This is a genomic window from Streptomyces sp. NPDC031365, assembly GCF_055569765.1.
Map to the genome: position 1 here is coordinate 102,050 of NZ_JBVIIM010000011.1, position 24,907 is coordinate 126,956.

Here is a 24,907-nt window from a genome sequence, read left to right on the forward strand (position 1 = left end):
ATCGGCCGGAAGGGAACGATTCGCCCCCTCCGGTTCGTCTGTCCGCATGCGATGAACAAGACGATCAGGCGTGCCTCGGTCTTCACGCTGCTGCTGGTGTTCACCCTTCTGATCAGGGCGACCTGGGTGCAGTTCTACGAGGGCCGGGCACTGGCGGACGACAGGAACAACCGGCGCAACGCGATCGAGACGTACGCGGAGCCGCTCGGGAACATCGTCGTGGCGGGCGAGTCGGTCACCGGCTCGGCGCGCACGGAGGGAGGCGACCTCACCTACAAACGCACGTACGTGAACGGCCCGCTGTACGCGGCGGTGACGGGCTACGCCTCACAGGCCTACGCCCCGACACAGCTGGAGGGCATCTACGCCGATCTGCTCAACGGCACGGACCCCCGGCTGAAGACGGTGATGGACACCGTCACCGGCCGGCGCGCCGGCCCGGGCAACGTGGTGACGACCATCGATCCGGCGGTGCAGAAGGCCGCCTACGAGGCGCTGGGCGACAAGAAGGGCGCGGTGGTCGCGATCGAACCGGGGACGGGCCGGATCCTCGCGGTGGTGTCGACCCCGTCGTACGACCCGGAGTCGCTGACCGACGCCAACACCGCGGGCAGGGCCTGGGAGAAGCTCACCGAGGACCCGGACAAGCCGCTCACCAACCGGGCGTTGCGGCAGCCGCTGCCGCCGGGGTCGACGTTCAAGCTGGTCGTCGCGGCGGCCGCGCTGGAGGACGGGCTGTACGCGTCGGTGGACGAGAAGACCGACAGCCCCGACCCGTACACGCTGCCGGGCACGGTCACGGAGCTCACCAACGAGAACCCGAGCGCCCCCTGTGAGGATGCCTCGATCCGGGTCGGGCTGCAGTACTCCTGCAACAACGTCTTCGCGAAGATGGCCGTCGACCTCGGCGAGGGCAAGGTGCGGGAGATGGCCGAGAGGTTCGGCTTCAACGACGGGACGCAGGACGTGCCGGTGCGTGCCCACACCAGCGTGTACCCCTCGGACATGGAGCGGTCGCAGACCGCGCTGACCGGGATCGGCCAGTTCGACGTGACCGCCACGCCGCTGCAGATGGCGATGGTGTCCGCGGCGATCGCGAACGGCGGCGAGCTGGCTTCGCCGCACATGGTCGGGCAGATCACCGACAGCGGCGGCGAGGTGCTGAGGGACTACGACGAGGCGGCGGGGAGCGAGCGGATCGTCAGCGCCTCGACCGCGGAGCAGCTCCGGTCGGCGATGGAGACGGTCGTCGCCGAGGGCACGGGATCCAACGCGCGGATCTCCGGCGCCACCGTGGGCGGCAAGACCGGTACCGCACAGCACGGGGAGAACAACAGCGAGTCGCCGTACGCCTGGTTCACCTCGTACGCCACGTCCGACTCCTCGGACGAGGAGGTCGCCGTGGCGGTCGTGGTGGAGCAGTCCGACGCGGCCCGCTCGGAGGTCAGCGGCAACGGTCTGGCGGCCCCGGTCGCCAAGGCCGCGATGAAGGCGGCGCTGCGGGACTGAACCTTTCCGGCCGCCGGGCCGTCTGTATGGACGGGCCGTCCCCCTCCCCCCGGGGGGCGGCCCGTCACTCCGCGCGGTTACTTGACGCCGAGGAGCTGCTCGATCGGGTCGATGGCGAAGTACACCAGGAACAGCGCCGAAGTCTCCCAGAGCAGCCAGTGGACCTCCTTCGCCCGCCCCAGCACCGTCTTGATGACGACGTGGGCGACGAAGCCGGCGCCGATGCCGTTGGTGATGGAGTAGGCGAACGGCATCATGGCGATGGTGAGGAACGCCGGGATGGCGATCTCGTAGCGGTCCCACTCGATGTGCTTGACCCGGGTCATCATCAGGAAGCCGACGGCGACGAGCGCGGGGGCCGCCGCCTGGAGCGGGACGATGGTCAGCAGCGGGGTCAGGAACAGCGCCAGACCGAACAGTCCGCCGGTGACCAGGTTGGCGAAGCCGGTACGGGCGCCCTCACCGACACCGGCCGCCGACTCGATGTACGAGGTCGCCGACGAGGCGGAGGCGGCGCCGCCCGCGACGGCCGCGGCACCGTCGATGAGCAGCACCCGGCCGAGGCCCGGCTCCTTGCCCTGTTCGTCGAGCAGCCCGGCCTCGGCCGGGATACGGCTGACGAACCCCGCGTCGACTACCGGTGGACCGGACACCGTTCGACCCACCGCACGGACACGTGAATGATCACTGCTACGCTCCACCACTCACGCCGTGTGAGGGGAGGTCGCCGTGGGCACCGTCGTCGACGACGACGCCTCCGTGGAGTTCCACGCGTTCTTCGAACGCCACTATGCCGAACTGTCCCGGCTGGCCCATCTGCTGACGGGCGAGGCGGACACCGCCGACGATCTGGCGGCGGACGCGCTGCTGGCGCTGTGGCACCGCTGGGACCGGGTGCGCGCGGCCGACCATCCCGTCGCGTACGCCCGCGGTGTGGTGGCCAATCTGGCCCGGACCCGGATCCGCAGCGCGGTGCGCGAGCGGCGGCGGGTCGCGCTGTTCTGGTCGCCGCGGGAGGAACGCACCGAGAACCCCGACGTGCCGGGGGTGGTGGATGTCCAGGAGGCGCTGCGCCGGCTGCCCTTCCGCAAGCGGGCGTGTGTGGTGCTGCGGCACGCCTTCGACCTGTCGGAGAAGGACACCGCGCTGGCCCTGGGCATCTCGGTGGGTACGGTGAAGAGCCAGACCTCGAAGGGGATGACCGAACTGCAGCGGCTGCTGGGCACGCATGAGGCGCCGCGACGCGTGCACGCGGCGGTGGCGGCGACCGCGCGCGCCGACGAGGCCGCGGGAGGGGACCGATGACGCGGCGGGACGCGCACGAGGAGGCGCGCGCCCGGCTGCGTGAGGCGGCGGGGGCGCACGAGCCGGACCGGGAGCGCATCCTGGCGCGGGTGGAGCGCGGCATGGCCGGGCCGGCGCGTCCGGAGCACCGGGCGAAGCGTCCGCCGGTGTTCGGCTGGGTGCGGGTGGCGGGTGCGACGGCCGCGGTGGCCGGGGTGCTGGCGGTGGGAGGGTACGCGGTCGCCTCCGCGGTCAAGGGCGAAGAGGCTCCGCCGCACCGGCAGGTGGCCGTCTCCCCGACGTCCACGCCGTCGCCGGAGGCGACCAGCAGAGCGCCGAAGCCGCCGGTCAACCCCTCATCGGACGCCCCCGGCAAGCCCCGGGACACGTCCACTCCGACGGCCGGCACGCCGAGTTCGCCCGGCGTCGCCTCCCGGCCGCCGGCCGGGACCGAGGACGGCCCGCTGTGGTCGGACGGCTCGGTGGACCCGCACAGCAACGAGTTCTGGGCGCAGAGCAACGTGACGCTGAAGACGAGGGTCCGGCTGACCGCGCTCACCGTGGAGCTGCGGATCGAGCAGACCGGCGGGGTGACCTCCACGGGCGCCTGGCGTTCTCTGCCCGAGGGCGATTTCGACCTCGTGGTGGACGAGCGGGACGGCCTCCTCGTGTACACCTGGACGCTGAGGAAGGGCCGTACGGTCCCGGCGGGCACATGGGTGTTCGCGGGTCAGTACAACCATGACCGCGGCGGCCGGGACGCCAGTGGCGACACCTACGCGGTGACGGCCGGTGCCGGGCCGGAACAGCGGGCCGTCGGCGGCGACTTCGCACAGCAGGAGGACAAGGACGCGGCGGCCGGAGGCGGCTCGTAGAAGGATGTCGCCGGACACGGCAACCTTTCCCGCACCGGTGGCGACCAGGAGACGCAAAGACTCTCCCACGCAAGGAACGAGCATGACTGCACGAGCCGAACAGCGCGTCTCCCACCGCCGCCGGACCACCAGGCGGCGGGCCGTGATCGCCGGGGTCTGTGCGCTCGGCGTCACGGGTACGGCGATCGTCACCACGACGATGCTGTCCACCGCGGGCGCCGCGTCGTCCTGGCCGTCCGACACCGGCAGCAAGCCGGTGTCCAGGACCGTGCCGGTCTCCGGCGTCTACGACGGCGGCATGAAGAAGTTCTACGGCACCGGCGCCCTGGGCGGGGACAGCCAGGACGAGGGCCAGGACCCGGTCTTCGAACTGGCCGACGGTGCCACGCTGAAGAACGTGATCATCGGCACCCCGGCCGCCGACGGCGTGCACTGCAAGGGCAGTTGCACACTGCAGAACGTGTGGTGGCTGGACGTCGGCGAGGACGCGGCCAGCTTCAAGGGCACGTCGTCGTCGGCCGTGTACACGGTGTACGGGGGCGGCGCGAGGAACGCCGAGGACAAGGTGCTGCAGTTCAACGGCGCGGGCAAGCTCGTCGTCTCGAAGTTCCGGGTCGAGAACTTCGGCAAGCTGGTCCGTTCCTGCGGCAACTGCAAGAAGCAGTACCCGCGTACGGTCATCATCAACGACGTGGACATCACCGCGCCCGGCAAGTCCATCGTCGGTGTCAACGAGAACTACGGCGACACGGCGGCCCTGCGCGACGTCCGCATCCACGGCGACAGCAAGAAGAAGATCGAGACCTGCGTCCGCTTCACGGGCAACAACACCGGCAAGGAGCCCAAGAAACTCTCACCGGTCGGCCCGTACGGCCGGACCTGCAACTTCTCCGGCTCGGACATCAGCTACGAGTGACCCCCCGATCCACCGGCCCGCCCCCCGGGCCGGTGCGCGTCGTCCGAGCCCCCCTCGGACACGCACCGGAAGGCCGTGACCGAGCCCCCACTCGGCCGGCCCTCGGACGCCCCCGCCGGTGACGACCGGCGGGGGCGTTCCCCGGACACGCCTCCCGGTCTCCTCAGAGAGCGGAGTCCAGCCAGGCGTACACCTCGTCCTGCATCACGGTGTTGAAGGTGTGGCCGTACTCCGGCCAGGTCCTCAGCAGCAGCCGCTCCTCGGCGCCGCAGGCACGCCAGACGGCACGCAGTCTGTCGTGGGCGACGCGTACCCCGTCGGCGGGGAACAGGGCGTCGAGCCCGCCGTGGAAGAACAGCATCGGCTTCGGCGCGGCGATGCTGGCCACGTCGGGGATGTCGAGGTACCGGGCGAGCCCCGGGTGGAGCATGTGGAACGCCGACTGCCCGCGCAGCGTGTTGTTGCCGGGCACCATCATGTCCTTGAGCCCCGTCATCCAGCACACGCTCGCCGCCGCGGCGATGTGGTCACTGAGGGCCGCGGCCTGCCAGGCGCGGTAGCCGCCCATGGAGAACCCGACGGCGGCGACCCGGCGGGCGTCCACCCGGTCGAGGCCCGCCAGGAAGGCCGCGGCCCGCTGGTCCTCGCGGGCGTGAAGTCCGGCGAGGGAGGAGCCGAGGTGGTAGAGGTTGCTCGCCAGCGCCTGCTGCCGCTCGTAGCCGAGGGGCCCGCGCTCACCCCAGCCGAGCGCGTCCAGGCAGAGCACCACATGGCCACGGCGGGCGAGTTCGTCGCCAGTGAAGCGTCCGTCGAAGTACCGCCCGGCCCACTCCTCGGCGGAGGCGAGCCGGGTGTCGTCGTACCAGGGCCGGACACACTTCTCCTTGCCGATGTCGAAGCGGGATCCGTGGTCGTGCAGCAGCAGTACGGCCGGGAACGGACCGGTGCCGTGCGGGGTGAGCAGGGCGCCGCGGACGCGGGTGTGGCGGGTGAGCGAGAGGGTCAGCAGCTCCCGGCTGTATCCGTCCGCGTCGGGTCCGGCGGTGTACTCGGGCGCGTACCGGACCGTTTCCTGCTCCGGCACGATGAGCAGTTCCTCGACCTTGGCCCGGGCCACCCGACGCCACGCCTCGACGTCCCGTACGGGCGAGGTACCCCAGGCGAGTGGGAAGGTCAGGTCGTCCCTGAGCGCCTGGTGGAGGCCGGGCGGGCCCGGGACGGAGGTCATCCGCGGGGCCGCCAGTCGCCGAGGTGGGTCTCCCTGGTGCGGGAGGCGGCCTCGGCGCGGGTGAGCTGGGGCCTGTTCCCGGGCACGCTGATCACCGCGCCGGGCCCGGTGTTGCGGTACTCGGCGAACCGCTGCTCCTGCCACGGGTGGCCGCTCGCCATGTCGGTGTACGGCGCGACCGCGTCGACACCGGCGCCCAGCCGGGTCTCCCGGACGGTGAGCATCGGGCGGGCGGTGCGGTCGGAGCTGGGCACCCAGGGCCGGGCCAGCTTGTAGTAACCGTCGGGGGCCTCGCTGCTGATCCTGCTCCGGGTGACCAGGTAGCCGTGCGGGTTGGCGCCGGCGGTGGAGGGCGCGAAGACGAAGCCGTACGGGGCGGCCGTGAGGTCGGGGCGGATCAGCGTGCGGAAGTGGCAGTGCTCGAAGACGGCGGTGGCCCGGCCGAAGACGAAGTCGACGTCGCCCTCGACGTAGCAGTGGGAGAAGTACTGGCGGGCGAAGGCGTCCGGGGAGAGGGAGTCGGCGTACAGGGTGTCCTGGTGGCCGAGGAACCGGCAGTGGGTGAAGGTGCTGCGGTCGCCCTGCACCTTGAGGGCGACGGCCTGGGTGCCGCTGGTTCCGGGGAGGTCGGTGCGCAGCCAGTCGTTGGCGAAGGTGATCCAGCGGGCGGTGAAGCCGTCGGGGCGCGCGGTGGTGGTGGCGGAGCCGGAGGTGCCGTGGGTGCCGGAGCCGTCCGGTTTGGGGGTGCCGGCCGCGGTGTCGTGGACGATCACCACGTCACGGGGGTTCTCGGAGGCTCCGAGCCAGGTCATGCCGGTGCGGCCGGCGTCGACGGAGACGGTCTCGCGGTAGATGCCGGGCGCGATGACCAGGGTGCGTCCGGTGCCGGTCGCGGCGGTCACGGCGGCCTGGACGGAGGTGACGTCACCGGCGCCGCGCGGGTGGACGTACAGGGTGCCGGGGGTGAGCCGGGCGGACGGTGAGCCGTAGCGGCCGAACGCGCCGCGGGGCCGGTGACCGGCCTGTGCGGGGGCGGCGGACAGGGCGAGCGCGGTGCCGGCCGTGGCACCGGTGAGCAGGAAGGTCCTTCGGGACAGGGGCGAGGGCATGCGGGGCTCCTTGGATGACGGCAGACGGGTCGGCGCGGTCCGCGGCAGAGCGGGGACGGACCGCGCCGGCCGGCGGGCGGGTCAGCTGATACGGCCGGCTCCCGCGCCGTGCTCGACCAGTACCGGGACCGCCCAGGCCGGGTGGACCGCGGCGCGCAGGGCGGGGGTCCACCCGGCGCCGGACCGCAGGGGCGCGTCGGGGAACTCCGCGTTGTGCGCCGCGATCAGGTCGACCCGCTTGCCGTTGACCAGGTTGTGCTTGGCGGTGAGGGGTGAGTCGTTCCACCGCTTGAGGATCTTCGCCGGGCTGGTGCCCTCGGGCAGAGTGAACGCGTTGTGCTCGGCGACGAGCTGGGACTCCTTGCCGATGCCGAAGCTGTAGGAGTAGCCGGCGTCGGCGACGAAGTGGTTGTTGTACACGTCGACCTGCCCGAAGCGGACCCGCGGCGCGCGCTCGACCAGGTCCGCGAACAAATTGTGGTGGAAGGTCGCCTTCAGTTTGCCCCGGTCGCCGGCGGCGGTGGACTCGCTGTCGCTGTTGCCGATGAGGATCGTCTTGTCGTGCTCGGTGAAGACGTTCCAGGAGGCGGTGACGTAGTTGGCGCCCCGCACGATGTCCAGTTCGCCGTCGTGCTGCTGGTAGAGCATGCCGAAGTGGGTCGGGGCCTCGCTGTCGGGGTGCTCGCCGTCGGTGAAGGTGTTGTGGTCCAGCCACACATGGGTGGAGCCGTAAACGACGGCGGTGTCGTACTCGGAGTTCCAGTTGCCCCGGCTGCCGTCGGTCGGGTCCCACTGCGGGAAGCAGTCGATCGGGCTCTCGAGGGTGAGGTTGCGGACGATGACGTTGTCCACGCCCTTGATCTGCAGGCTGGCGCCCTTGATACCGGCGTTCCGGCCGACGCCGATGATCGTGGTGCGGGAGGGGATGTCCGCCTTGATGGCGGCGTCCTGGACCGCGGCGGACGCCCTGCGCAGCCCCTCGGGGCTGTCGTCGGGCTCGGCGCTCAGGTCCTGCTCCAGGCCCCAGGTCTCCGGTGCGTACTTCTCCAGGTAGGCGTCGAAGTCGTACCCGGGCGCGGCGAGCGCGGCGCAGCCCTCGGAGACGGCGTCGATGGTCCCTCTCACCTTGATGATCTTCGGTGCGTCACCGCCGTCGTCCAGGGCCGCCCTGAACTCGGCCCAGGTGTCCACGGTGTAGACGTGTTCGCGGTCGGCGTCGGCGCCTCCGGTGGTGCCGGTGCCGTGGGAACCCCAGCCGTCGCCCGCGCCCAGCGACTGCCGGGCGGCGTCACGGTGGTGGTGCGACGGGGAGTGGGCCTGGGCGCCGGTGCCGGTCAGGGCAAGCACGAGGGCGGTGCAGCCGGCCAGCGAGGCGGCTCTCAGTGTGGCATGCCCATGCCATCCAGTTGCGTTCATGGTGCGGCTCTCCTTTTCACGGTCCAGGGGGTGTTACGCGACGGCCTCCGGCCAGGTGATCCACGACTCCGGGAATCCCTCGTCCAGCCGCCGCACATCGCGCGGTGCGAGCACCCGGGTGCGCAGCAGCTCCCGGGCGACCAGCCGTGCCACGGCGATCGCGCCCGGCGGGTTGAAGTGCGTGTTGTCCTGCTCGGTCGCCGTCCAGTTGAAGTACTTCTTGGTCTCCTCGGCCCCGAGTTCCTGCCACAACGCCAGTGACAGCGACTGGACATCGAGCAGCGGAACCCGCTCCCGCCGCGCCAGCGCCCGCATCGCCGCCGGGTACTCCCCGTGGCTGGGCACGGCCCGCCCGTCCGCGTCGAACCGCCGCCGCTCCACGGCGGTGGCCAGCACGGGCCGGGCACCCCGGGCCCGGGCCCCGTCCACGTACATCCGCAGATACTCCTGGTACGTCGTCCAGGGCTCGGTGGAGCGGCTGGGATCGGCGCTCTTCTCGTCGTTGTGCGCGAACTGGACGAGCAGGAGATCGCCTGGCCGGATCGAGGAGAGGATCACCTCGAGCCGCCCTTCATCGACAAAACTCTTGGAACTCCGCCCGTTCACGGCGTGATTGGCGACATCGAGACGCCGGCCGAGCAGGAACGGCAACGCCATTCCCCACCCGGTCTCGGGCGCGGCATCGGCGTACTTCTGGGCCGCCGTCGAATCGCCGGCGATGTAGAGAGTGCGGTGCCGGCCGGCGGCTTCGACGGGTCTGGTCAAGGCCAGGGCCAGGGGTATTCCCAGCCCAACGGCGGAAAGGTGTCTTCTCGTAAGGGACACGGACTGTGCCTTCCAGCGAGGGGGACGGGAAGCGCCCCGAAGGGGCGCGGGGCTGTATCGACATGCGGCTCCGCCGCGTGGGCGCGATCAACCACGGACGGCCCGCAGCCCGGAACCCACGGGCCGCCCCACGGCGCGACCGCACAGATCACCCCATCTGCTCATCCCACTCGGCCTGTGCCTCGTTCAGCTTCTCGGCCAACCCGTCCAGGAAGGACTTCGCACTCATGTCCCCCAACAGCACCTTCTGGAAGCTCGGCTCGCTCTCCGCCTTGGAAATCGTGTTCCAGTCCGGCAGGTAGTACGGCAGCTGCACAATGCTCGTCGACCCGTCACTCAACGCGTCCGCCGCCAGCTTCGTCGGCTCGGCCTTGCCGATCCACTCGTCCTTCGCGGCGTCCAGGTGCGCCGGCACCTGCCCCGCGGACTCGTTGAACTTCGAGTTGGACTGCGCCGACGTGGCGAACTCGATGAACTTCCAGGCGGCATCCTTGTTCTTGGAACTCTTGAACATGCCGACGCCGTCGACCGGGTTGGAGACCTGCACCCGCTTGCCGGCGGGCCCGGTGGGCTGCGGAATGCCCCGGAACTTGTCGGCACCCAGCGCCTTCACGTGGTCCTGGTACGAGCCCAGGTTGTGGTTCAGCATGCCGATCTCACCGGAGTCCCACTGCGCGACCATCTTGGTGAAGTCGTTGTTGAGGTCGGCGGCGGGGGTGGCCCGCTTGAACAGCCCCGCGTACTTCTCCAGGGCCTCGACGTTCTTCGGGTCGTTGACCGTGGTCTTCTTGCCGGTGGAGTCCCAGAACGAGGTGATGCCGGACTGGCCGTACATCGCGTCCAGGGCCTGGGCGATGGAGCCGGCGCCACCGCGGATGGTGTAGCCGAACTTGTTGTCACCCTTGTCGGTGAGCTTCTCCGCTGCCTCGTAGAACCGGTCCCAGGTGGTCGGCTCCTCCAGGCCCGCCTTCTCGAACAGGTCGGTGCGGTAGTAGAGGACACCGTTGTTGGCCGAGGTCGGGACCGAGTACAGCTTGTCGTCACCGCCGCCGGCCGCGCGCAGCGACTCGACCATGTCCTTGTTCAGCTTGCCGCTCAGGGACGACTCGCCCAGCCGGTCGTCCAGCGGGTCGAGTGCGCCCTGGGCGGCGAAGCCCGCGAGCATGGAGGCGCTGATGCCGCCGACGTCCGGCAGACCGTCGGCCTGGATGGCGGTGTCGACCTTGGACTGGTACTCGGTGGAGGCGATGCCGACGTACTGGACGTCGATGTCGGGGTTCGCCTTCTCGAAGTCGGCGATGATCTCCTTCCAGATCTCGGTGCGGACACCGCCGTTGTTGTCCCAGAAGACGATCTTGCCCTTGCCGCTGCCCTCGGCGCCGTCGTCGCCGGCACCGCCGTCGTCACCGCAGGCGGTGGCGGTCAGGGCGAGCACGGCCCCCAGGGCGACGACGGCCGGTGTGCGGCGGCCTCTGCCGGTGCTGTTTCCGAGAATGCTGATCTTCATTGGTCGGCTCTCTTCTTCTGGATACTGATCCTGAACTGCGTGAACGTGGCGGTGCCGGCGTGTCCCTGACCGGAGGGCGCCAGGGCGACCAGGCCGAGCAGGGCACCGACCCAGCGCCACGGCGTGGCGGCGAAGATCTGACCGGAGGGGCGCAGGCCGTCCCCGGTGTCGTACGAGAAGCGGCAGCGCGCACCGTCACCGATGTCGATGCGCAGCCGTGCCCGGCCGCCGGGAGCGGGCCGCGGATGAGCGGCGTCCCGTTCCCTCTCGGCGACCGTTTCGGCGAACCGGTGCACCAGGTGCGCCGTGCCGTCCGTGCCCCGCTGGAGCCCGATCCAGCCGTACGCGTCCCCGAGGACCGCGAGTCCGGCGCGCGCTCCCGGTTCCTCGCTGTCGAGCCGTAGCTCCACCTCGACGGTGCACGGGGCGCCGGGCAGCCGCTGGGTGAGAACGTTGGGCAGCGTGCGCAGGTCGTGCGCGTCGGCGGAGCGTACGCAGGTCAGCCGCAGTCCGTCGGCGGAGTGCTGGGTCGCCCAGCCGTCCCGGGGGTTGGCGGCCCACTGCCACTGGCGGCCGTGGCGGCCGCCGGGGAAGTCGTCGTCCGTGGCCGGAGCGGCGAGCGGCTGCGCGGGCAGGTCCGGACGACGGTGTACGGCGACGGGGGCCCCGTCGTCCCCGAGTACCGGCCAGCCTCCCTCGTCCCAGCGCATCGGCTGGAGGTGCACGACCCGCCCGTACGCACCCCGCTGCTGGAAGTGCAGGAACCAGTCCTCGCCGGACGGGGTGCGCACCCAGCCTCCCTGGTGGGGGCCGTTGACGTCGGTGTCCTTCTGCTCGAGGACCACCTTCTCCTCGTACGGGCCGAAGAACGCGCGGGAGCGGAAGGCGCCCTGCCAGCCGGTCTCCACTCCCCCGGCGGGGGCGAGGATCCAGAACCAGCCGTCGTGCCGGTAGAGCTTGGGCCCTTCCAGGGTGAACCAGCCGGGGATGCGGTCACCATCGACGATCACCTTGCCCTCGTCGAGGAGTTCGGTGCCGTGCGGGTGCATCCGGTGGCCGGTCAGTCGGTTCTTGACGCCGGAGCGGGACTTGGCCCAGGCGTGCACGAGGTACGCCTCGCCGGTTTCGTCGTCCCACAGGGGGCAGGGGTCGATCAGGCCCTTGCCGGCCTTCACCAGGAGCGGCCGGCTCCAGGGACCTCGGATCTCTGGGGCGTTGACCTGGAAGATGCCCTGGTCGGGGTCACCCCAGAAGATCCAGAAGCGGTCGTCGTGGCGGCGCAGGGCGGGGGCCCAGACCCCGCAGTCGTGCCGGGGGGTGGTGAACTCCCCCTCGGGTTCCAGGCGTTCGAGGGCGTGGCCGACGAGGGTCCAGTTCACCAGGTCGCGGGAGTGCAGCAGGGGCAGTCCGGGGACGCGGCCGAAGCTGGAGGCGGTCAGGTAGAAGTCGTCGCCGACGCGGATCACGTCCGGGTCGGACCAGTCGGCGTTCAGGACCGGGTTGCGGTAGGTGAGGTCCCTCTGCTCGACGCTCATGCGCTCACCGCCCTGCGGACCAGGGCGGCGGCCTCGTCGCGGCCGAGGCGGCCGTCGGCGACGACGGTGACGATCCGGCGGACCACCGTCTCGCCGGGCGGGAGCGGCAGCCGTGCGTCGTGGGCGAGGGAGGAGCCGACACCGGGGTATTCGGCGGTGCGGACGAACCAGGGGTCGCGCCTGGTCGGCGCGGTGACCCCGGCGAAGACGAGGGTCCAGGTGGATCCGGCGAGGGCGAGCCAGCCGGCGGTCCGGCCGTGGACCTCGCTCTCGCCCTCGGCGTGGGCGGTGAAGACGTCCGGTGCCGTCTCCTCCTTGCGGGCCCGCCAGAAGAAGCCGCCGTAGGCGGCGCCGGGGCGGCCGTTGGTGGCGGGGCTGCCGAAGGAGAGCGGCGCACTGGTGACGTTGGTGAGGGAGAAGGTGAGGTCCAGCGCCCAGGCGGCGCTGGTGAGTTCGGTGGCGGCGACCGTACGGCGCTCGCGCAGCAGTTCGCCCGGCGCCGCCACCCAGCGCAGTTCCTCGACGAACCCGTCGGGGTCGCGCAGCTGGTAGGCGGCGTGCCGCTGGGAACCGTGATTGTCCAGTTCGGTCGGCCCCCGGTCGCGGACATAGGTGCGTCCGCCCCAGAAGTTGAACCCCTCGACGTCGGGAACGGCGACACCGACGCCGAGGTGGTGTGCGTGGTCGGCGGGGCTCAGCTCGGTGACGGCCGTGCCGGCCAGGGTGGTGACGGGGTGCAGATACGGCCGCGGGGAGAGGCGGACGGGCAGTTCGGGCCGGGTGACGTACCGGCCGACGGGCCGGCCTGCGACGCGCAGTACCACGGAGTCGTTGCCGGTCATCGGGTGCTCACCTCTTTCGGCAGGTGGTGGGCGGGCAGTGCCCAGGGGGCACCCAGCTCGGAGTAGAGGGAAAGGGTGTCGGCGGCGGCCGCCACGAGACCGTCGATGCCGGGCACGACCCGGCGGTCCTCACCGGGGACGCGGTGCCAGGCGCCGGGCGGCAGCGGGGCCGGCTCGGGAGCCTCGCGGATCGCCTCGACGACCTGCATGAAGGCGCCCGTCTCGTCCGGGGGGACCAGCAGGGGGGTGCCGTCGGTGAGGTGGGCGGCCAGGTTCTCCAGCAGGTCCGTGCGGCCGAAGCCCATCTCCTCGGGGCCGTGGTCCGCGCGCTGGAGCAGCACGCGGTCCTGCTTGTACCAGAGGGTGATCCGGCCGCTGGTGCCGTGCACCATGACATACGGCTCGTCCGCCCGCTCGGCGCACAGCGTCGCGGCAACGGTCACCGAACCGCCCCGCGTGGTGGTGATCCGCACGCAGGAGGTGTCGTCGGACTCGATGTCATTGGCGCGCAGCAACTCGGTCTCGATGCCGGCGACGTCCTCGGCGCGGGTGCTCCCGCCCACCGCGAGGGCGGTGGCGACGGCGTGCGCGAGGGGGTTGGTGAGCGCCCCGTCGATCACGTCGACGCCGTTCAGCCGGCGCCGGCCCGCCCAGGGCGCCCGCCGGAAGTACGCCTCGGGCCGCACCCAGGCACCGGCCCCGCCGATGCCCACCACCCGGCCGACGGCACCCTCGGCGACCAGCTCGCGGATCGCGGGCACGGCGCCCGAGCCCAGCGACTGGAAGCCGATCTGGCAGGCCACGCCGGCCGCGGCGACCCCGTCGGCCATCCGGCGGAACTCGGCGTACGACGGCGCCGGAGGCTTCTCCAGTAGGAGGTGCACGCCCCGCCCGGCCGCCGCGAGGGCGAGGTCGGTGTGGGTGGGGATCGGGGTGCAGATCACCGCGATCCGGGCGCCGGTGGAGTCGAGCAACGCACCGAAGTCGGCTGACTGCTTGGGGAGTTCGCCACCGAACTCGTCCTCGGTGAGCGGGGTGAGCTCGCAGATGCCGACGAGCGTGACGACTCCCTTCTCCTGGAGCCGGCGGATGTTCTCGACGTGCCAGCGGCCGTGGCCGCGGGCACCGGCGAGGACGACGGGGAGGGGCTGTCCGGGCATCACCCCCGGGCCGGGTGTCATCCCCGGGCCGGGTGCGGTCGTAGGCGCGGTCATCCCTTCACCGCCCCCGCGCTGAACCCGGTGATCAGCCACTTCTGGATGAAGGCGAAGACGATCACCACGGGGACGGCCGCGATGATGCCGCCCGCGGCGAGCGCGCCGAGGTCGACGCTGTCCGCGCTCATCAGGGTGTTGAGGCCGACCGGGATGGTCTGCTTCTCCTGGTTGTTGAGGAACATCAGGGCGAACAGGAAGTGGTTCCAGGAGTGGACGAAGGCGAAGGAGCCGACGGCGATCAGGCCCGGCCGCAGCAGGGGCAGGACGACCACCCGGAAGGCCCGGAACCGGTTGCAGCCGTCGACCCAGGCGGCCTCCTCCAGGGAGTAGGGCACGTTCTTGATGAAGTTGCTGATCAGGATCATCGACAGCGGCAGTTGGAAGACCGTCTCGGCGATGATGACACTGACCAGGGAGTTGATCATCTGCAGTCCGGCGAAGATCTCGAACAGCGGGACCAGGAGCAGTGCGCCGGGCACGAACTGGGAGCAGAGCAGGGCCAGCATGAACGCCCGCTTGACCTTGAAGTCGAACCGGGCGAGCGCGTAACCGCCGGCCAGCGCGACCAGGGTCGTCATGATCAGAGTGGCGACGCCGACCAGCACGCTGTTCTGGAAGAAGGTGCCGAAGCTGCGGTCCGTCCAGACCTTCTCGAAGTGGGCCGTGGTCATCGGCCAGGGCACCAGCGAGGTGGAGCCGGCCGGGCGCAGCGCGAAGAGCAGGATCCAGTAGAAGGGGATGAGGGTGAAGACGAGGTAGACGCCCAGGGGCAGGTAGATCTGCCAGCGGGGTGCCTCGTCCCAGGCGCGGCGCTTCTTCGCCGGCCGCGGCGGTTCGGGGGCGGTACGTACGGGCGCGGGGGCGGCCACGATGGCCTCCTTGGTGATCACTTCTCGCCTCCGAACTTGCTCAGCCGCAGGTAGACCATCGAGCAGAAGAGCAGGATCACGAACGCGACCGTCGTGAGGGCCGACGCGTAGCCGAAGTCGTGGGCGTCGACGGATGTGTTGGCGATGTACAGCGGCAGGGTCGTGGTCACGCCCGCGGGTCCGCCGCCGGTCAGGGTGTAGAGCAGGTCGACGTTGTTGAACTCCCACACCGCGCGCAGCAGGGTGGACAGGATGATGGCGTCCTTCAGGTGCGGCAGCGTGATGTGGACGAACTGCTGGAAGCGGCTCGCCCCGTCGACCTCGGCGGCCTCGTAGAGGTCCTTGGAGACGGACTGGAGGTCGGCGAGGATGAGGATCGCGAAGAAGGGGACACCGCGCCACAGGTCCGCGACGATCGCCGCCGGGAAGACGGTGGAGGTGTCCGACAGCCAGCTGACCCCGTAGTCGCCCATACCCATGTCCGCGAGGTAACGGGTGATGCCGGTCTGGGAGTTGTAGAGCAGTACCCAGATCGCGGAGGTCAGCACACCGGAGACGGCCCACGGGGAGAAGACCAGCGCGCGGCCCAGGGCCCGGCCGACGAAGGTCTGGTTGACGACGAGGGCGAGGGCGAGACCGAACAGCAGTTGCAGGGTGACCTCGACGAAGACCCACTTGGCGCTGAAGACGAGGGTGTCCCAGAACAGCGGGTCCTCGGTGAAGATGTGGGTGAAGTTGTCGAAGCCCGCGAAGCCGTTCCTCCAGGGCTTGGTGGGGTTGTACTCCTGCAGGCTGTAGTAGAAGACACTGATGACCGGGTACGCGATGAACCCCAGCATGAGCAGGGCGGCCGGCGCGATCAGCAGGTAAGGGAGCCTGCGGGGCGTGGCGGAGGCACGGCGCCGCCGGGGTGGCGTGGGCGGTTTCGCCACGGCTGCGGCTTGGGCCATGACTGTTCTCCGTTTCTCGGTACGTCGTGCTGTGTGGTGCGTGAGCTGGCACGTGGAGCGGAGCAAGCGCTTTCTTCGTAGGTGTGCGGGATCCACCCGGTGCGGAGGATCAGCCCGCGTAGGGGTCCTGGACCGTGCCCGGGCGGGCGAGGAACTCGAAGTCGCAGCCGGTGTCGGCCTGGGTGATCTGGTCGTTGTAGAGCGCGCCGTAGCCGCGCTCGTGGCGCTCGGGCGGCGGCGTCCACCGCGCCCTGCGCCGCTGGAGCTCCTCGTCGTCGACGTTGAGCCGGAGTTCGCGGTTGCCGACGTCGAGGGTGATCGAGTCCCCGGTGCGCACCAGGGCCAGCGGCCCGCCGACGTGCGACTCGGGGGCCACGTGCAGCACACAGGTGCCGTAACTCGTCCCGCTCATCCGGGCGTCGGAGATCCGCACCATGTCCCGCACGCCCTGCTTGAGCAGGTGGTCGGGCAGCGGCAGCATCCCGTACTCGGGCATGCCCGGCCCGCCCTTGGGTCCGGCGCCCCGCAGCACCAGCACACTGTCAGCGGTGATGTTCAGCGCCGGGTCGTTGATGGTCCGCTGCATCTGCCGGTAGTCGTCGAAGACGACGGCGGGACCGGTGTGCGCGAGCAGGTGCGGTGCGGCGGCGATGTGCTTGATGACGGCGCCGTCGGGGCAGAGGTTGCCGCGCAGGACGGCGACCCCGCCCTCGTCCGCCACCGGGTTGTCGCGGGGCCGGATGACGTCGTCGTCGTGCACCCGCGCGCCGGCGAGCTGCTCGCGCAGGGTGTCGTGGCAGACGGTGGGACGGTCGAGATGGAGCAGGTCGGGTATCCGGGAGAGGAACCCGGGCAGACCGCCCGCGAAGTGGAAGTCCTCCATCAGGTACGTCTGTCCGCCGGGCCGCACGTTGGCCAGCACCGGGACGGTGCGGGCGACGCGGTCGAAGTCGTCGAGGGTGAGCTTGACGCCGGCGCGTCCGGCCATGGCGATCAGATGGATGACGGCGTTGGTGGAGCCGCCGAGTCCGAGGACGGTCGTCACCGCGTCCTCGAAGGCGTCCGCGGTGAGGATGTCGCTCAGCTTCCGGTCCCTGTGGACCAGTTCGACGATCGTCATGCCCGCCCTGGCGGCCATCCGGTCGTGCCCGGAGTCGACGGCCGGGATACTGGACGCGCCCGGGACCGTGACACCGAGGGCCTCGGCGGCGGCGGTCAGTGTGGACGCCGTCCCCATCGTCATGCAGTGGCCGGGCGAGCGGGCCAGGCCGCTCTCCAGTTCCTGCATCTCGCAGTCGCCGATGACACCGGCCCGCTTGTCGTCCCAGTACTTCCACATGTCGGTGCCGGAACCGAGCACCTCGCCCCGCCAGTGGCCGGGCAGCATCGGTCCGGCCGGCACGAACACGGCGGGCAGATCGGCGCTGGCCGCGCCCATCAGCAGGGCGGGTGTGGACTTGTCGCAGCCGCCCATCAGCACGGCCCCGTCGACCGGGTACGACCGCAGCAGTTCCTCGGTCTCCATGGCGAGGAGATTGCGGTAGAGCATGGGGGTCGGCTTCTGGAAGGTCTCGCTCAGGGTGGAGACCGGGAATTCGAGGGGGAAGCCGCCGGCCTGCCAGACCCCCCGCTTGACGGCCTGGGCGCGGTCGCGCAGGTGGACGTGGCAGGGGTTGATGTCGGACCAGGTGTTCAGGATCGCGATGACGGGCTTGCCCAAGTGCTCCTCGGGCAGATAGCCGAGCTGGCGGGTGCGGGCGCGGTGGCTGAAGGAGCGCAGGCCGTCGGTGCCGTACCACTGGTGGCTGCGGAGCTGTTCGGGGGACTTCCTGGGGTTCATATCGACCACCCCGCGGCGATCGCGGCGACCTCGGCACGCTCGCTCTCCGGCAGCGGCCGGCTCGGCGGGCGGACCTCACGGCGGCACAGGCCGAGCGAGGAGAGGGCCTCCTTGACGACGGTGACGTTGTTGGCGGAGCCGTTGGCGGCACGCAGCTCCTCGAAGCGGCGGATCTGCTCCCACACCTTCATGGCGGTCGGGTAGTCGCCGGAGCGCAGCGCCTCCAGCATGTTCAGCGAGACGGACGGGGCGACGTTGACCAGGCCCGAGGTGAAGCCGGTGGCGCCTGCCGAGAAGTAGGAGGGGGCGTACGGCTCGGCGAGTCCCGCGACCCATACGAACCGTTCCTGTCCCGCGTCCCGGGAGAACGCGGCGAACTTCGCCGCGTCCGGCACGGCGTACTTCACGCCGATGACGTTGGGGCAGGTGTCGGCGAGTTCGGCGAGGCGGGCGCCGGTGAGCTGTGCGTTGCGGATGTAGGGGACGACGCCCAGTTCGGGCACGGCCCCGGCGATGGCCCGGTGGTAGTCGACCCAGCCGCTCTGGGACACGTAGGGGTGGACGGGCTGGTGCACCATCACCATCTGCGCGCCGAGGTCACGGGCGTGCCGCGCGGAGTCGACGGCGGTGGGCACGTCGTGGCCCACCCCGACCAGGACCACCGAGCGGTCGCCGGCCTCCTCCATGGTCAACTCGGTGACCAGGCGGCGCTCTCCGGGGGTCAGGGCGTAGAACTCGCCCGTGTTGCCGTTGGGGGTGAGGGTCGTGATGCCGCCGTCGAGGAGACGGCGCAGCAGGGCCCGGTAGATGTCCGGGGCGATGGAACCGTCCTCGGCGAACGGGGTCACCGGGATCGCCACCACGTCGGCCAGGGCCGCCCGCTGGGTCTCGAACGTCGCCGTCATGCCTGACCGTCCTCTCTCTGGGCTTCCGGGGCCGTGAACTCCCCGTCGAACTCCGCTCCGGGGAAGGCACGCCGCACGAACGAGGCGATGTGCGCGTGCAGGGCGCGTGCCGCGCCGTCCGCGTCCCCGTCGAGGGCGAGCCGCAGGATCTCCCGGTGCTCACCGGCCTCCCGCTCCCAGGAGGGGTCGGCGGCCCAGGCGACGGCGGAGACGAGAGCGGCCTGGTCACGCACCTCGTCGAGCATCCGGCCGAGCAGCGGGTTGCCGCACGGCACGTAGAGGGCGCGGTGGAACTCGCGGTTGGCGAGGGACCGTTCGGCGGTGTCGCCGGCCCCGTCGGCCCGGGTCAGCGCGTCGCGTGCGGCGTCCAGGGAGGCACCGCGGCGCACGGCGCGTTTGAGCGCCTCGGGTTCGAGGAGCAGCCGCACGTCGTAGACCTCGCGGGCCATGTCCGCGTCGACCATGCGCACCGTGACGCCCTTGTACTGGCTCATCACGACCAGACCCGTGCCGGCCAGGGTCTTGAGCGCCTCCCGCACCGGGGTCTTGGACACCCCGAACTGTGCGGCGAGGTCGGTCTCGACCAGGGCCTGGCCCGGTGTCAACCGGCCGGTGAGGATGCGGCGTTTGATCTCCTCCAGCACGTACTGCGTGCGTGAGGGGATCGGCGTGGGCACAGAGGTCATGCGCGCCTCTCGGATCTCGCGTGTCGATCTCGCGTATCGGATCTCGCGTATCGCGTCTCATATATGACGTACGAAGTACGACGCGGATGACCGTAGGAGCGGGCACGGAGGTTCGTCAATGCTTCTGACAGAGGAAGTCGAGTTCCGACAGAAAGGGCTTACTGCCGTCTCGCGCGGCGCATCCGGCAAACTGGTTCGCTGTCGCGACGCGAACGGGTGTCCGGGCGCCGAAAACCCGGCGGGCCTCCCCGCCGCCTGGCGCGCGGGAGGCGTCGCCCGCATGGTCGGCGGCCGGCGTGCGGACAGGAGACCGTACGGCGCCGATCCACGCCGCATCCGTGTGCCGGCGCAACTCTGCGAACACACAGGAACTCCGCGCCCGACCCGCACCTCGGCGCCGTTCTCCGCGGTGGAGGCGCCCGGAGCCGAGGGGCGGGAAGGGGCGGGGAGGGTTCGAGTGGCGCGGGAAGGGTGCGAGCGGCGCCTGGAGGGTGCGAGCGGCGCCTGGAGGGTGCGAGCGGCGCAGGGAGGCTACGCGCCGCTCGCCGGCCCGCGTGTCCGCGTCATGCGGGCCGCGTCCAGCCCGGGTCCCGGCCGCTGAGGCCGATCGTCCGGTCCAGAAGCGTTGCGTCCGGCGGGACGGGGACAACGGGGCCGAAGATCCCGTCGCCCCGGTCACCCTCCTCGGCTGCGGCCAGCAGGAAGGCGTGCGAGACCTCCAGCGCGGCGGGGTCGGGATCGTAGGGCTGACCGGTCGCGCGGGCCAGGTCCCAGCCGTGGATCACCAGTTCGTCGGCGGCCACGGCGGCGGTGACCTCACCCGGCATGTCGAAGCCGCCGGCACGGGTCATGCCGGTCCAGGCCGCCGGATCCCGCCAGACCTCGGCGAGCTCGTCGAGCACCTTGGGCAGCTCCTCGCGCCAGCCGGGGCCGATGTCGGGCAGGGCGCCCTCCGGGCTGGTGTCCGTGGTGACGCCCAGATCCTTGCGCCCGGCGTCACGGAAGGCGACGGCCAGCCCGAGGAGGTGGCCCAGCACGTGGCGTACGGCGTACTCCGGACAGGGCGTCCCGTGCGCCAGCTGCGGCTCGGTGACGCCCTCGGCGAGGCGCGCCACGATCCGGGTCTGTGGTCCGAGATCAAACATGCTGTCGGTCATCGGGCTGCTCCTCCTGATGGTGGTCCTTGAGAGGAAGACCGACCGGAACCACGGAACTCATCGCCCCCTGCCTTTCCTGTCGAACCGGGGCTGCCGTCGTGGTGAGCGTCGGGCATCGCGGTCCCGCAGCCTCTCCTCACGGGTCTTGACCACCCGTGGCCGCTCCGGCTGCTGCGAGGCCCACCGAACCGGCCCGTGCTCCGACCGCAGCATCCACGTCGCGCCGCCGTGCACGTCCGCGACGATCCCGCGCCGGCCGGCTTCCTCGTCATGGACCAGGTCGCCCACCCACGCGCGCCGCGTCTGTTCGCCGGTCATCCGCGTCCCCTACCGTGCAGTTCCGCCCACACCTGTTTCCCCCACGGCAGTGGCTCGGTACCCCAGTGCGTCGCCAGCGCCGCCACGAGAGCAAGCCCGCGCCCTCCTTCGTCCTCGGGGCCCGGCGCCCTGCGCACCGGCAGGTCCTTCGAGAAGTCCACGACGGCGATGCGCACGCATGTCGCGTCAGGCCTCTCGACAACCACCCGGATGGAGCCCCGCCGGGCATGCTGGATCGCGTTCGACACCAGTTCGGAGACGATGAGGACACCGTCCTCGGCCAAGTCGTCCAGGCACCACGCGGCACACGCGGCGCGGACCAGGCGCCGAGCGGGCGCGGCACTCTCGGGCCGACGCGGCAGGGTCTCGCCGTACCCGGGGTGTCCGGTCCTACGAGCCCGCGTTGCAGGTTGCGGCATGTCGTTCTGCTCTCTCGGATCAGCCAAGCCCAGAGGCCGATCGCACGGCCGCCGGGGCGCTGTCCTCTCATGCAAGCGACATGCCGGGAACGCTGGCAGGGACGCAACGCCCCACTTTCACCACGCTATTCGCCGACCCCCAGAAACTCCGCCAACGGTCGCAGGCCCGGCGGGTGGTTGGGGAGTGCCCAGAGGTCACGCACGATGGCCACGGCCAACGTGTGGTGCTGCATCCAGGTCGGTGCCACACGGCGCAAGGACTCCAGGGTCTTCACCGCTCCAGCCGCGTCGCCCCTGTCCGTGTGGGCTCGTGCCACGTCCAGGAGCAGCCACGTACGCCAGGAGGGCGGTGTGTCCTTGCTCAGCCGCATTCCCTTGGCCAACACCAGAGCGTCCTGCGGGTGCCCGTACTGCACCGCGAGCCGGACGCGTTCGATGCGGACCGACGACGGGCTGAAGACGCTGACCATGCGGTTGTCTCCGCCATCGGGCAACGTGGCGACGCGGGCGGCTTCCTTCTCCGCCGCTTCCATCATCGCTGCCGCGCGCTCGTAGTCGCCGCTCCGTGCGGCCGACGTGGCAGCACTCATGGTCAACGCGCCCCACACCTTCAAGCCGTCGGCTGTCTCCGTACGACCCGCGTTCGCCATGTCCTCGGCGGCCCGGAGCGCGACACTCAGCGCGTCGTCCAGACGCCCCTGCCGCTGGTACGTCCACGCCGTGGAATTGACGATCATCGGCAGCAGCAGCGGATCAGAGGACTGCCCCGCAGCGCCTATCGCACGCTCCAAACTGATGAGAGCGAGATCCGTCTTTCCCATCCGCACGGCGACGTGTCCGGCGAGCTGAAGGACTTTGCCCAGTGCGGCGAAGCCGGCCCGGCGGTCGTCGTGGTTCCCCGAGGCCGTGGCGGCGTGTGCATCCGAGATCAGTTCCGGCAGCGCCTTCATCACCGTGTCGAACTCGGCGGAGTGGTACTGCGTCCAGCCTTCCGCGATCTGCTCCCGCAGCCGGTCCGGCGAGAAGTCGGGCCCTGGCGGCGCGGGCTCCGGTCCGAAAAGTGCCGGCATGATGGCGCGGCGCACCGACACGAAACGCGGTCCATCGTTCTCCCCTGTCGAGGAGACCGCCGGTGGGTCGCCCAGGAGCGTGGTCAACTCCACGCCGAGACCGTTCGCCAGCGCGTGCAGCGTGGGGAGGCGTGCCGAGTGCTTCCGCCCCTGTTCGAGATGGCGGATCACATCGACGGACACTTCGGAGCGCTCGGCCAGCTCTTCTTGCGTCAGAGAGGCCAGACGGCGCAAGCGGCGCAGGGTCTTCCCCAGGTTTTCGTTTGCCACGCAGCCACGGTACGCCCGCACGACGGGGAGAAAGCACCGATATCTCCGCCCGCCTCCGTCCCGTCGAGGGCGGTCAAGCCATGGCCTGCGCAAGCGCACGTCGGTGCGGTGGTTGCTTGCAGTGGCGGTCACTCTCTCGGGTCACGATGAGCCTGATGGCCCACTCGACCAGGACGTGACGTGAAGAAGGCCGAGCGCGGCAGCACAGGGAGCCAACGAGGCCCCCGAACAGTTCCTGGGTCGCTGCAGCGTCACTCCGAGCGAGAGGCTGAGCATTTCCGTCTTTGCTGGTTGGCGAGGGCCCTCATCTGCTACCGACGCGCCGTGCACCAGCCGGACGTCTCTGAAGGCTTCAGGAGATGGTCAAGTAACGTGACAGGGGCAGAAGGGGCAGGGATGAGCGCGGTGTGGGCGGCGACAACCCTGAAGACCGGCCGGTTCACCGGGTTCGAAAGACACACGCCCGTTGAAGAGCTTGCGGGCCACCTGGAGGAACTGCGTATCCGCGGCCAGGGGTACCTCGAAGTCCGGCTGCCAGGCGGCGGCTTCCCCTGGCTGGCTCTGGGCTTCCAGGGTGATCACGCGGTCATCCATCTCTTCGACGACTCCGGCGGATCGTCCCTTCATGTGGGTGACGGGACCGCCGCACCGGATGCCGAACTCGAAGTCGTGATCATGGACGAACCGGCCGTTTTCACCGGGGACTTCATCCTGTCCCTCGATCATGCATGGGGCGTTGTGCGCACTTTCCTCCATGCAGGGACGCCTGGCGAACGGGACGAATGGTACGGGCTTTGACCAAGGCGGGATCGCCGGCCGCGACGCGATCTAAGGCACCTGCCCGATCCCGACGGACGGCCCTTAGCTCCACGATGACCAGGCATGACGACGACGTGGACAACGGCCCGCGTGCTGCGGGACCGGAATGCGGGGCTCTGTCTCACCGGGGTGGTGATCTCCGGGTTCGGTACCTCCGCGCTGTGGCTGGCCTCCGGGGTGTGGGTCAAGGACCTCACCGGCTCGGACGGCCTCGCCGCCCTGTGCATGCTGGCGATGTGGTCGCCGACCCTGGCCGGCCCGCTGCTGGGGACGGTCGCCGACCGGGTGCGCCGCCGGCCGCTGCTGATCGGCGCGAGTCTGCTGATGACGATGTTGCTGCTCACCCTCTGCACCGTCGACTCGCCGGGCGGCCTGTGGCTGCTGTACGCGGTGCTGTTCGTGTACGGAGCGGCCGGCGTCGTCCATGACGCGGCCGAGTCGGCGCTGATCACCACCGCCGTGGACCACTGCCTGCTCGGCGACTTCAACGGGCTGCGGATGACCGCCAACGAGGGCATGAAGCTGCTGGCCCCGCTGGCGGGGGCGGGTCTCTACGCGGCGTACGGCGGGGCGGGCGTCGCCGTCCTGGACGCGGTCACCTTCCTGCTGGCCGCGCTGGTGTACGCGTCTTTGCGGGTACGGGAGGACCGGCCGGCACCCCCGACGGGCAGCCGCCGTGGGCGGACGGCCGAGGGTGCCCGCCACCTGTGGACCCACCCCGGGCTGCGTCCACTGGTTCTGGCCGGCGGCGCCACGATGCTCTGCGCGGGTTTCAGCGGCGCACTGGTCTACGCCGTGGTCGAGCACCTCGGCCACTCCCCCGCCTATGCCGGAGTGCTGTACGCCGTCCAGGGCGCGGGGTCCGTGATCGTCGGGCTGCTCTCCGGTCCGGCGCTGCGCCGCTTCGGCGCCCGGCGCTTCGCGGCGTACGGCATCGCCGTACTGGCGTTCGCGGTGGCACTGCGCGCGGTGCCGGACGACCCCCTGGCGTGGGTGTGCAGCGCGGCGATCGGCGCGGGACTGCCCGCCGTGCTGATCGCCACGCTGACCGCCGTGCAGCGGGAGACCCCGGCGCCGCTGCTGGGCCGGGTCACCGCCACCGCCAACACCCTGGTGTTCACCCCGAACGTCCTCGGTCTGGCGGCGGGCGCGGCGCTGGTCGAACTCGTCGACCACCGGCTGCTGCTGGCCGTGCTCGGGGGCGTCCTGGCGGCGACGGCGGCGGCGCTGCTCCGGCGTCCCGCCGGCCCCCGCACCGTCACCGACGGCAGCGTCACCGGACCACCACCCGGCCCCGGGCCCGTATGACAGGGCGTCCCCCGCCCCGCCCACAGCCGGCCT

The 24,907-nt window shown here is 71.0% G+C and carries 23 protein-coding genes and 1 pseudogene; 6 read left to right on the forward strand and 18 right to left on the reverse strand.

Annotated elements, in window-relative coordinates:
• Positions 1–51 precede the first annotated feature (51 nt).
• Positions 52–1,509 (forward strand): penicillin-binding transpeptidase domain-containing protein, encoded by a 1,458-nt coding sequence (locus ACZ5C2_RS18430; protein WP_468791900.1) that lies wholly within the window; start codon positions 52–54, stop codon positions 1,507–1,509.
• Positions 1,510–1,586: 77 nt separating this feature from the next.
• Here the strand turns inward: ACZ5C2_RS18430 and ACZ5C2_RS18435 are convergent.
• Positions 1,587–2,135 (reverse strand): annotated as a pseudogene (locus tag ACZ5C2_RS18435) (solute carrier family 23 protein); the annotation flags it as partial.
• A gap of 103 nt (positions 2,136–2,238) precedes the next feature.
• Here ACZ5C2_RS18435 and ACZ5C2_RS18440 point away from each other — a divergent pair.
• The 3 genes from ACZ5C2_RS18440 to ACZ5C2_RS18450 all read left to right on the forward strand — a co-directional run bounded on the left by ACZ5C2_RS18440 (position 2,239) and on the right by ACZ5C2_RS18450 (position 4,584).
• Positions 2,239–2,814 (forward strand): SigE family RNA polymerase sigma factor, encoded by a 576-nt coding sequence (locus ACZ5C2_RS18440; protein ID WP_468791903.1) that lies wholly within the window; start codon positions 2,239–2,241, stop codon positions 2,812–2,814.
• Positions 2,811–3,668, forward strand: a complete 858-nt coding sequence (locus tag ACZ5C2_RS18445) for a hypothetical protein (protein WP_468791906.1) — start codon at positions 2,811–2,813, stop codon at positions 3,666–3,668. The genes ACZ5C2_RS18440 and ACZ5C2_RS18445 overlap by 4 nt, the downstream gene beginning before the upstream one ends.
• A gap of 82 nt (positions 3,669–3,750) precedes the next feature.
• Entirely contained in the window at positions 3,751–4,584 is an 834-nt protein-coding gene (locus ACZ5C2_RS18450) for a pectate lyase (protein ID WP_468791909.1), read from the forward strand.
• 163 nt (positions 4,585–4,747) lie between these two features.
• Here ACZ5C2_RS18450 and ACZ5C2_RS18455 read toward each other — a convergent pair whose 3' ends face one another.
• The 17 genes from ACZ5C2_RS18455 to ACZ5C2_RS18535 all read right to left on the reverse strand — a co-directional run bounded on the left by ACZ5C2_RS18455 (position 4,748) and on the right by ACZ5C2_RS18535 (position 22,747).
• On the reverse strand, positions 4,748–5,812 hold the full coding sequence (locus tag ACZ5C2_RS18455) for a dienelactone hydrolase family protein (RefSeq protein WP_468791912.1): 1,065 nt from the start codon (positions 5,810–5,812) through the stop codon (positions 4,748–4,750).
• A complete protein-coding gene (locus tag ACZ5C2_RS18460; RefSeq protein WP_468791915.1) occupies positions 5,809–6,921 on the reverse strand; it encodes a pectinesterase family protein in 1,113 nt (370 codons plus the stop codon). Before ACZ5C2_RS18460 ends, ACZ5C2_RS18455 begins: the two co-directional genes overlap by 4 nt.
• A gap of 81 nt (positions 6,922–7,002) precedes the next feature.
• Positions 7,003–8,337 carry a pectate lyase family protein gene (locus tag ACZ5C2_RS18465; protein WP_468791918.1) on the reverse strand — a complete coding sequence of 445 codons (1,335 nt, stop codon included), beginning with the start codon at positions 8,335–8,337 and terminating at the stop codon, positions 7,003–7,005.
• Between the two features lie 33 nt (positions 8,338–8,370).
• Positions 8,371–9,162 (reverse strand): rhamnogalacturonan acetylesterase, encoded by a 792-nt coding sequence (locus tag ACZ5C2_RS18470; RefSeq protein ID WP_468791921.1) that lies wholly within the window; start codon positions 9,160–9,162, stop codon positions 8,371–8,373.
• 148 nt (positions 9,163–9,310) lie between these two features.
• Positions 9,311–10,669, reverse strand: coding sequence for an ABC transporter substrate-binding protein (locus ACZ5C2_RS18475; RefSeq protein WP_468791924.1), 1,359 nt, complete (start codon positions 10,667–10,669; stop codon positions 9,311–9,313).
• Entirely contained in the window at positions 10,666–12,204 is a 1,539-nt protein-coding gene (locus tag ACZ5C2_RS18480) for a glycoside hydrolase family 43 protein (protein WP_468791927.1), read from the reverse strand. The genes ACZ5C2_RS18475 and ACZ5C2_RS18480 overlap by 4 nt, the downstream gene beginning before the upstream one ends.
• Positions 12,201–13,046, reverse strand: coding sequence for a DUF6807 domain-containing protein (locus ACZ5C2_RS18485; protein WP_468791930.1), 846 nt, complete (start codon positions 13,044–13,046; stop codon positions 12,201–12,203). Before ACZ5C2_RS18485 ends, ACZ5C2_RS18480 begins: the two co-directional genes overlap by 4 nt.
• The gene (locus tag ACZ5C2_RS18490) at positions 13,043–14,206 is read right to left on the reverse strand and encodes a Gfo/Idh/MocA family protein (RefSeq protein WP_468791933.1); all 1,164 of its coding nucleotides are present in this window, start codon (positions 14,204–14,206) and stop codon (positions 13,043–13,045) included. The genes ACZ5C2_RS18485 and ACZ5C2_RS18490 overlap by 4 nt, the downstream gene beginning before the upstream one ends.
• Before the next feature lie 50 nt (positions 14,207–14,256).
• The gene (locus ACZ5C2_RS18495) at positions 14,257–15,153 is read right to left on the reverse strand and encodes a carbohydrate ABC transporter permease (protein WP_468791936.1); all 897 of its coding nucleotides are present in this window, start codon (positions 15,151–15,153) and stop codon (positions 14,257–14,259) included.
• Positions 15,150–16,082, reverse strand: coding sequence for a carbohydrate ABC transporter permease (locus tag ACZ5C2_RS18500; protein ID WP_468791939.1), 933 nt, complete (start codon positions 16,080–16,082; stop codon positions 15,150–15,152). Before ACZ5C2_RS18500 ends, ACZ5C2_RS18495 begins: the two co-directional genes overlap by 4 nt.
• Positions 16,083–16,191: 109 nt before the next feature.
• The gene (araD, locus tag ACZ5C2_RS18505) at positions 16,192–17,922 is read right to left on the reverse strand and encodes an L-arabinonate dehydratase (RefSeq protein WP_468791942.1); all 1,731 of its coding nucleotides are present in this window, start codon (positions 17,920–17,922) and stop codon (positions 16,192–16,194) included.
• On the reverse strand, positions 17,919–18,827 hold the full coding sequence (locus ACZ5C2_RS18510) for a dihydrodipicolinate synthase family protein (protein ID WP_468791945.1): 909 nt from the start codon (positions 18,825–18,827) through the stop codon (positions 17,919–17,921). The genes araD and ACZ5C2_RS18510 overlap by 4 nt, the downstream gene beginning before the upstream one ends.
• A complete protein-coding gene (locus ACZ5C2_RS18515) occupies positions 18,824–19,513 on the reverse strand; it encodes a GntR family transcriptional regulator (RefSeq protein ID WP_468791948.1) in 690 nt (229 codons plus the stop codon). Before ACZ5C2_RS18515 ends, ACZ5C2_RS18510 begins: the two co-directional genes overlap by 4 nt.
• A gap of 563 nt (positions 19,514–20,076) precedes the next feature.
• Entirely contained in the window at positions 20,077–20,670 is a 594-nt protein-coding gene (locus ACZ5C2_RS18520) for a TIGR03086 family metal-binding protein (protein ID WP_365899317.1), read from the reverse strand.
• Positions 20,671–20,727: 57 nt separating this feature from the next.
• A complete protein-coding gene (locus tag ACZ5C2_RS18525) occupies positions 20,728–20,988 on the reverse strand; it encodes a hypothetical protein (RefSeq protein ID WP_468791951.1) in 261 nt (86 codons plus the stop codon).
• Positions 20,985–21,407, reverse strand: coding sequence for an ATP-binding protein (locus ACZ5C2_RS18530; RefSeq protein WP_468791954.1), 423 nt, complete (start codon positions 21,405–21,407; stop codon positions 20,985–20,987). The genes ACZ5C2_RS18525 and ACZ5C2_RS18530 overlap by 4 nt, the downstream gene beginning before the upstream one ends.
• 125 nt (positions 21,408–21,532) lie before the next feature.
• Positions 21,533–22,747 carry a helix-turn-helix domain-containing protein gene (locus tag ACZ5C2_RS18535; protein ID WP_468791957.1) on the reverse strand — a complete coding sequence of 405 codons (1,215 nt, stop codon included), beginning with the start codon at positions 22,745–22,747 and terminating at the stop codon, positions 21,533–21,535.
• 396 nt (positions 22,748–23,143) lie between these two features.
• Between ACZ5C2_RS18535 and ACZ5C2_RS18540 the strand changes: the two genes are divergently transcribed.
• Both ACZ5C2_RS18540 and ACZ5C2_RS18545 read left to right on the forward strand, forming a co-directional pair.
• Positions 23,144–23,545 carry a hypothetical protein gene (locus ACZ5C2_RS18540; protein WP_468791960.1) on the forward strand — a complete coding sequence of 134 codons (402 nt, stop codon included), beginning with the start codon at positions 23,144–23,146 and terminating at the stop codon, positions 23,543–23,545.
• An 84-nt stretch (positions 23,546–23,629) separates the two neighbouring features.
• Positions 23,630–24,874 carry an MFS transporter gene (locus ACZ5C2_RS18545; protein ID WP_468791963.1) on the forward strand — a complete coding sequence of 415 codons (1,245 nt, stop codon included), beginning with the start codon at positions 23,630–23,632 and terminating at the stop codon, positions 24,872–24,874.
• Positions 24,875–24,907: the final 33 nt, after the last annotated feature.

What these genes read in the sequence shown, in the direction of transcription:
- ACZ5C2_RS18540 (WP_468791960.1), top strand. Translation starts at nt 23,144, where the DNA reads ATGAGCGCGGTGTGGGCGGCGACAACCCTGAAGACCGGCCGGTTCACC.
- ACZ5C2_RS18460 (WP_468791915.1), bottom strand. Translation starts at nt 6,921, where the DNA reads ATGCCCTCGCCCCTGTCCCGAAGGACCTTCCTGCTCACCGGTGCCACG.
- ACZ5C2_RS18520 (WP_365899317.1), bottom strand. Translation starts at nt 20,670, where the DNA reads ATGACCGACAGCATGTTTGATCTCGGACCACAGACCCGGATCGTGGCG.
- ACZ5C2_RS18545 (WP_468791963.1), top strand. Translation starts at nt 23,630, where the DNA reads ATGACGACGACGTGGACAACGGCCCGCGTGCTGCGGGACCGGAATGCG.
- ACZ5C2_RS18485 (WP_468791930.1), bottom strand. Translation starts at nt 13,046, where the DNA reads ATGACCGGCAACGACTCCGTGGTACTGCGCGTCGCAGGCCGGCCCGTC.
- ACZ5C2_RS18430 (WP_468791900.1), top strand. Translation starts at nt 52, where the DNA reads ATGAACAAGACGATCAGGCGTGCCTCGGTCTTCACGCTGCTGCTGGTG.
- ACZ5C2_RS18510 (WP_468791945.1), bottom strand. Translation starts at nt 18,827, where the DNA reads ATGACGGCGACGTTCGAGACCCAGCGGGCGGCCCTGGCCGACGTGGTG.
- ACZ5C2_RS18450 (WP_468791909.1), top strand. Translation starts at nt 3,751, where the DNA reads ATGACTGCACGAGCCGAACAGCGCGTCTCCCACCGCCGCCGGACCACC.
- ACZ5C2_RS18465 (WP_468791918.1), bottom strand. Translation starts at nt 8,337, where the DNA reads ATGAACGCAACTGGATGGCATGGGCATGCCACACTGAGAGCCGCCTCG.
- ACZ5C2_RS18530 (WP_468791954.1), bottom strand. Translation starts at nt 21,407, where the DNA reads ATGCCGCAACCTGCAACGCGGGCTCGTAGGACCGGACACCCCGGGTAC.
- ACZ5C2_RS18490 (WP_468791933.1), bottom strand. Translation starts at nt 14,206, where the DNA reads ATGCCCGGACAGCCCCTCCCCGTCGTCCTCGCCGGTGCCCGCGGCCAC.
- ACZ5C2_RS18455 (WP_468791912.1), bottom strand. Translation starts at nt 5,812, where the DNA reads ATGACCTCCGTCCCGGGCCCGCCCGGCCTCCACCAGGCGCTCAGGGAC.
- ACZ5C2_RS18445 (WP_468791906.1), top strand. Translation starts at nt 2,811, where the DNA reads ATGACGCGGCGGGACGCGCACGAGGAGGCGCGCGCCCGGCTGCGTGAG.
- ACZ5C2_RS18525 (WP_468791951.1), bottom strand. Translation starts at nt 20,988, where the DNA reads ATGACCGGCGAACAGACGCGGCGCGCGTGGGTGGGCGACCTGGTCCAT.
- araD (WP_468791942.1), bottom strand. Translation starts at nt 17,922, where the DNA reads ATGAACCCCAGGAAGTCCCCCGAACAGCTCCGCAGCCACCAGTGGTAC.
- ACZ5C2_RS18475 (WP_468791924.1), bottom strand. Translation starts at nt 10,669, where the DNA reads ATGAAGATCAGCATTCTCGGAAACAGCACCGGCAGAGGCCGCCGCACA.
- ACZ5C2_RS18515 (WP_468791948.1), bottom strand. Translation starts at nt 19,513, where the DNA reads ATGACCTCTGTGCCCACGCCGATCCCCTCACGCACGCAGTACGTGCTG.
- ACZ5C2_RS18500 (WP_468791939.1), bottom strand. Translation starts at nt 16,082, where the DNA reads ATGGCCCAAGCCGCAGCCGTGGCGAAACCGCCCACGCCACCCCGGCGG.
- ACZ5C2_RS18480 (WP_468791927.1), bottom strand. Translation starts at nt 12,204, where the DNA reads ATGAGCGTCGAGCAGAGGGACCTCACCTACCGCAACCCGGTCCTGAAC.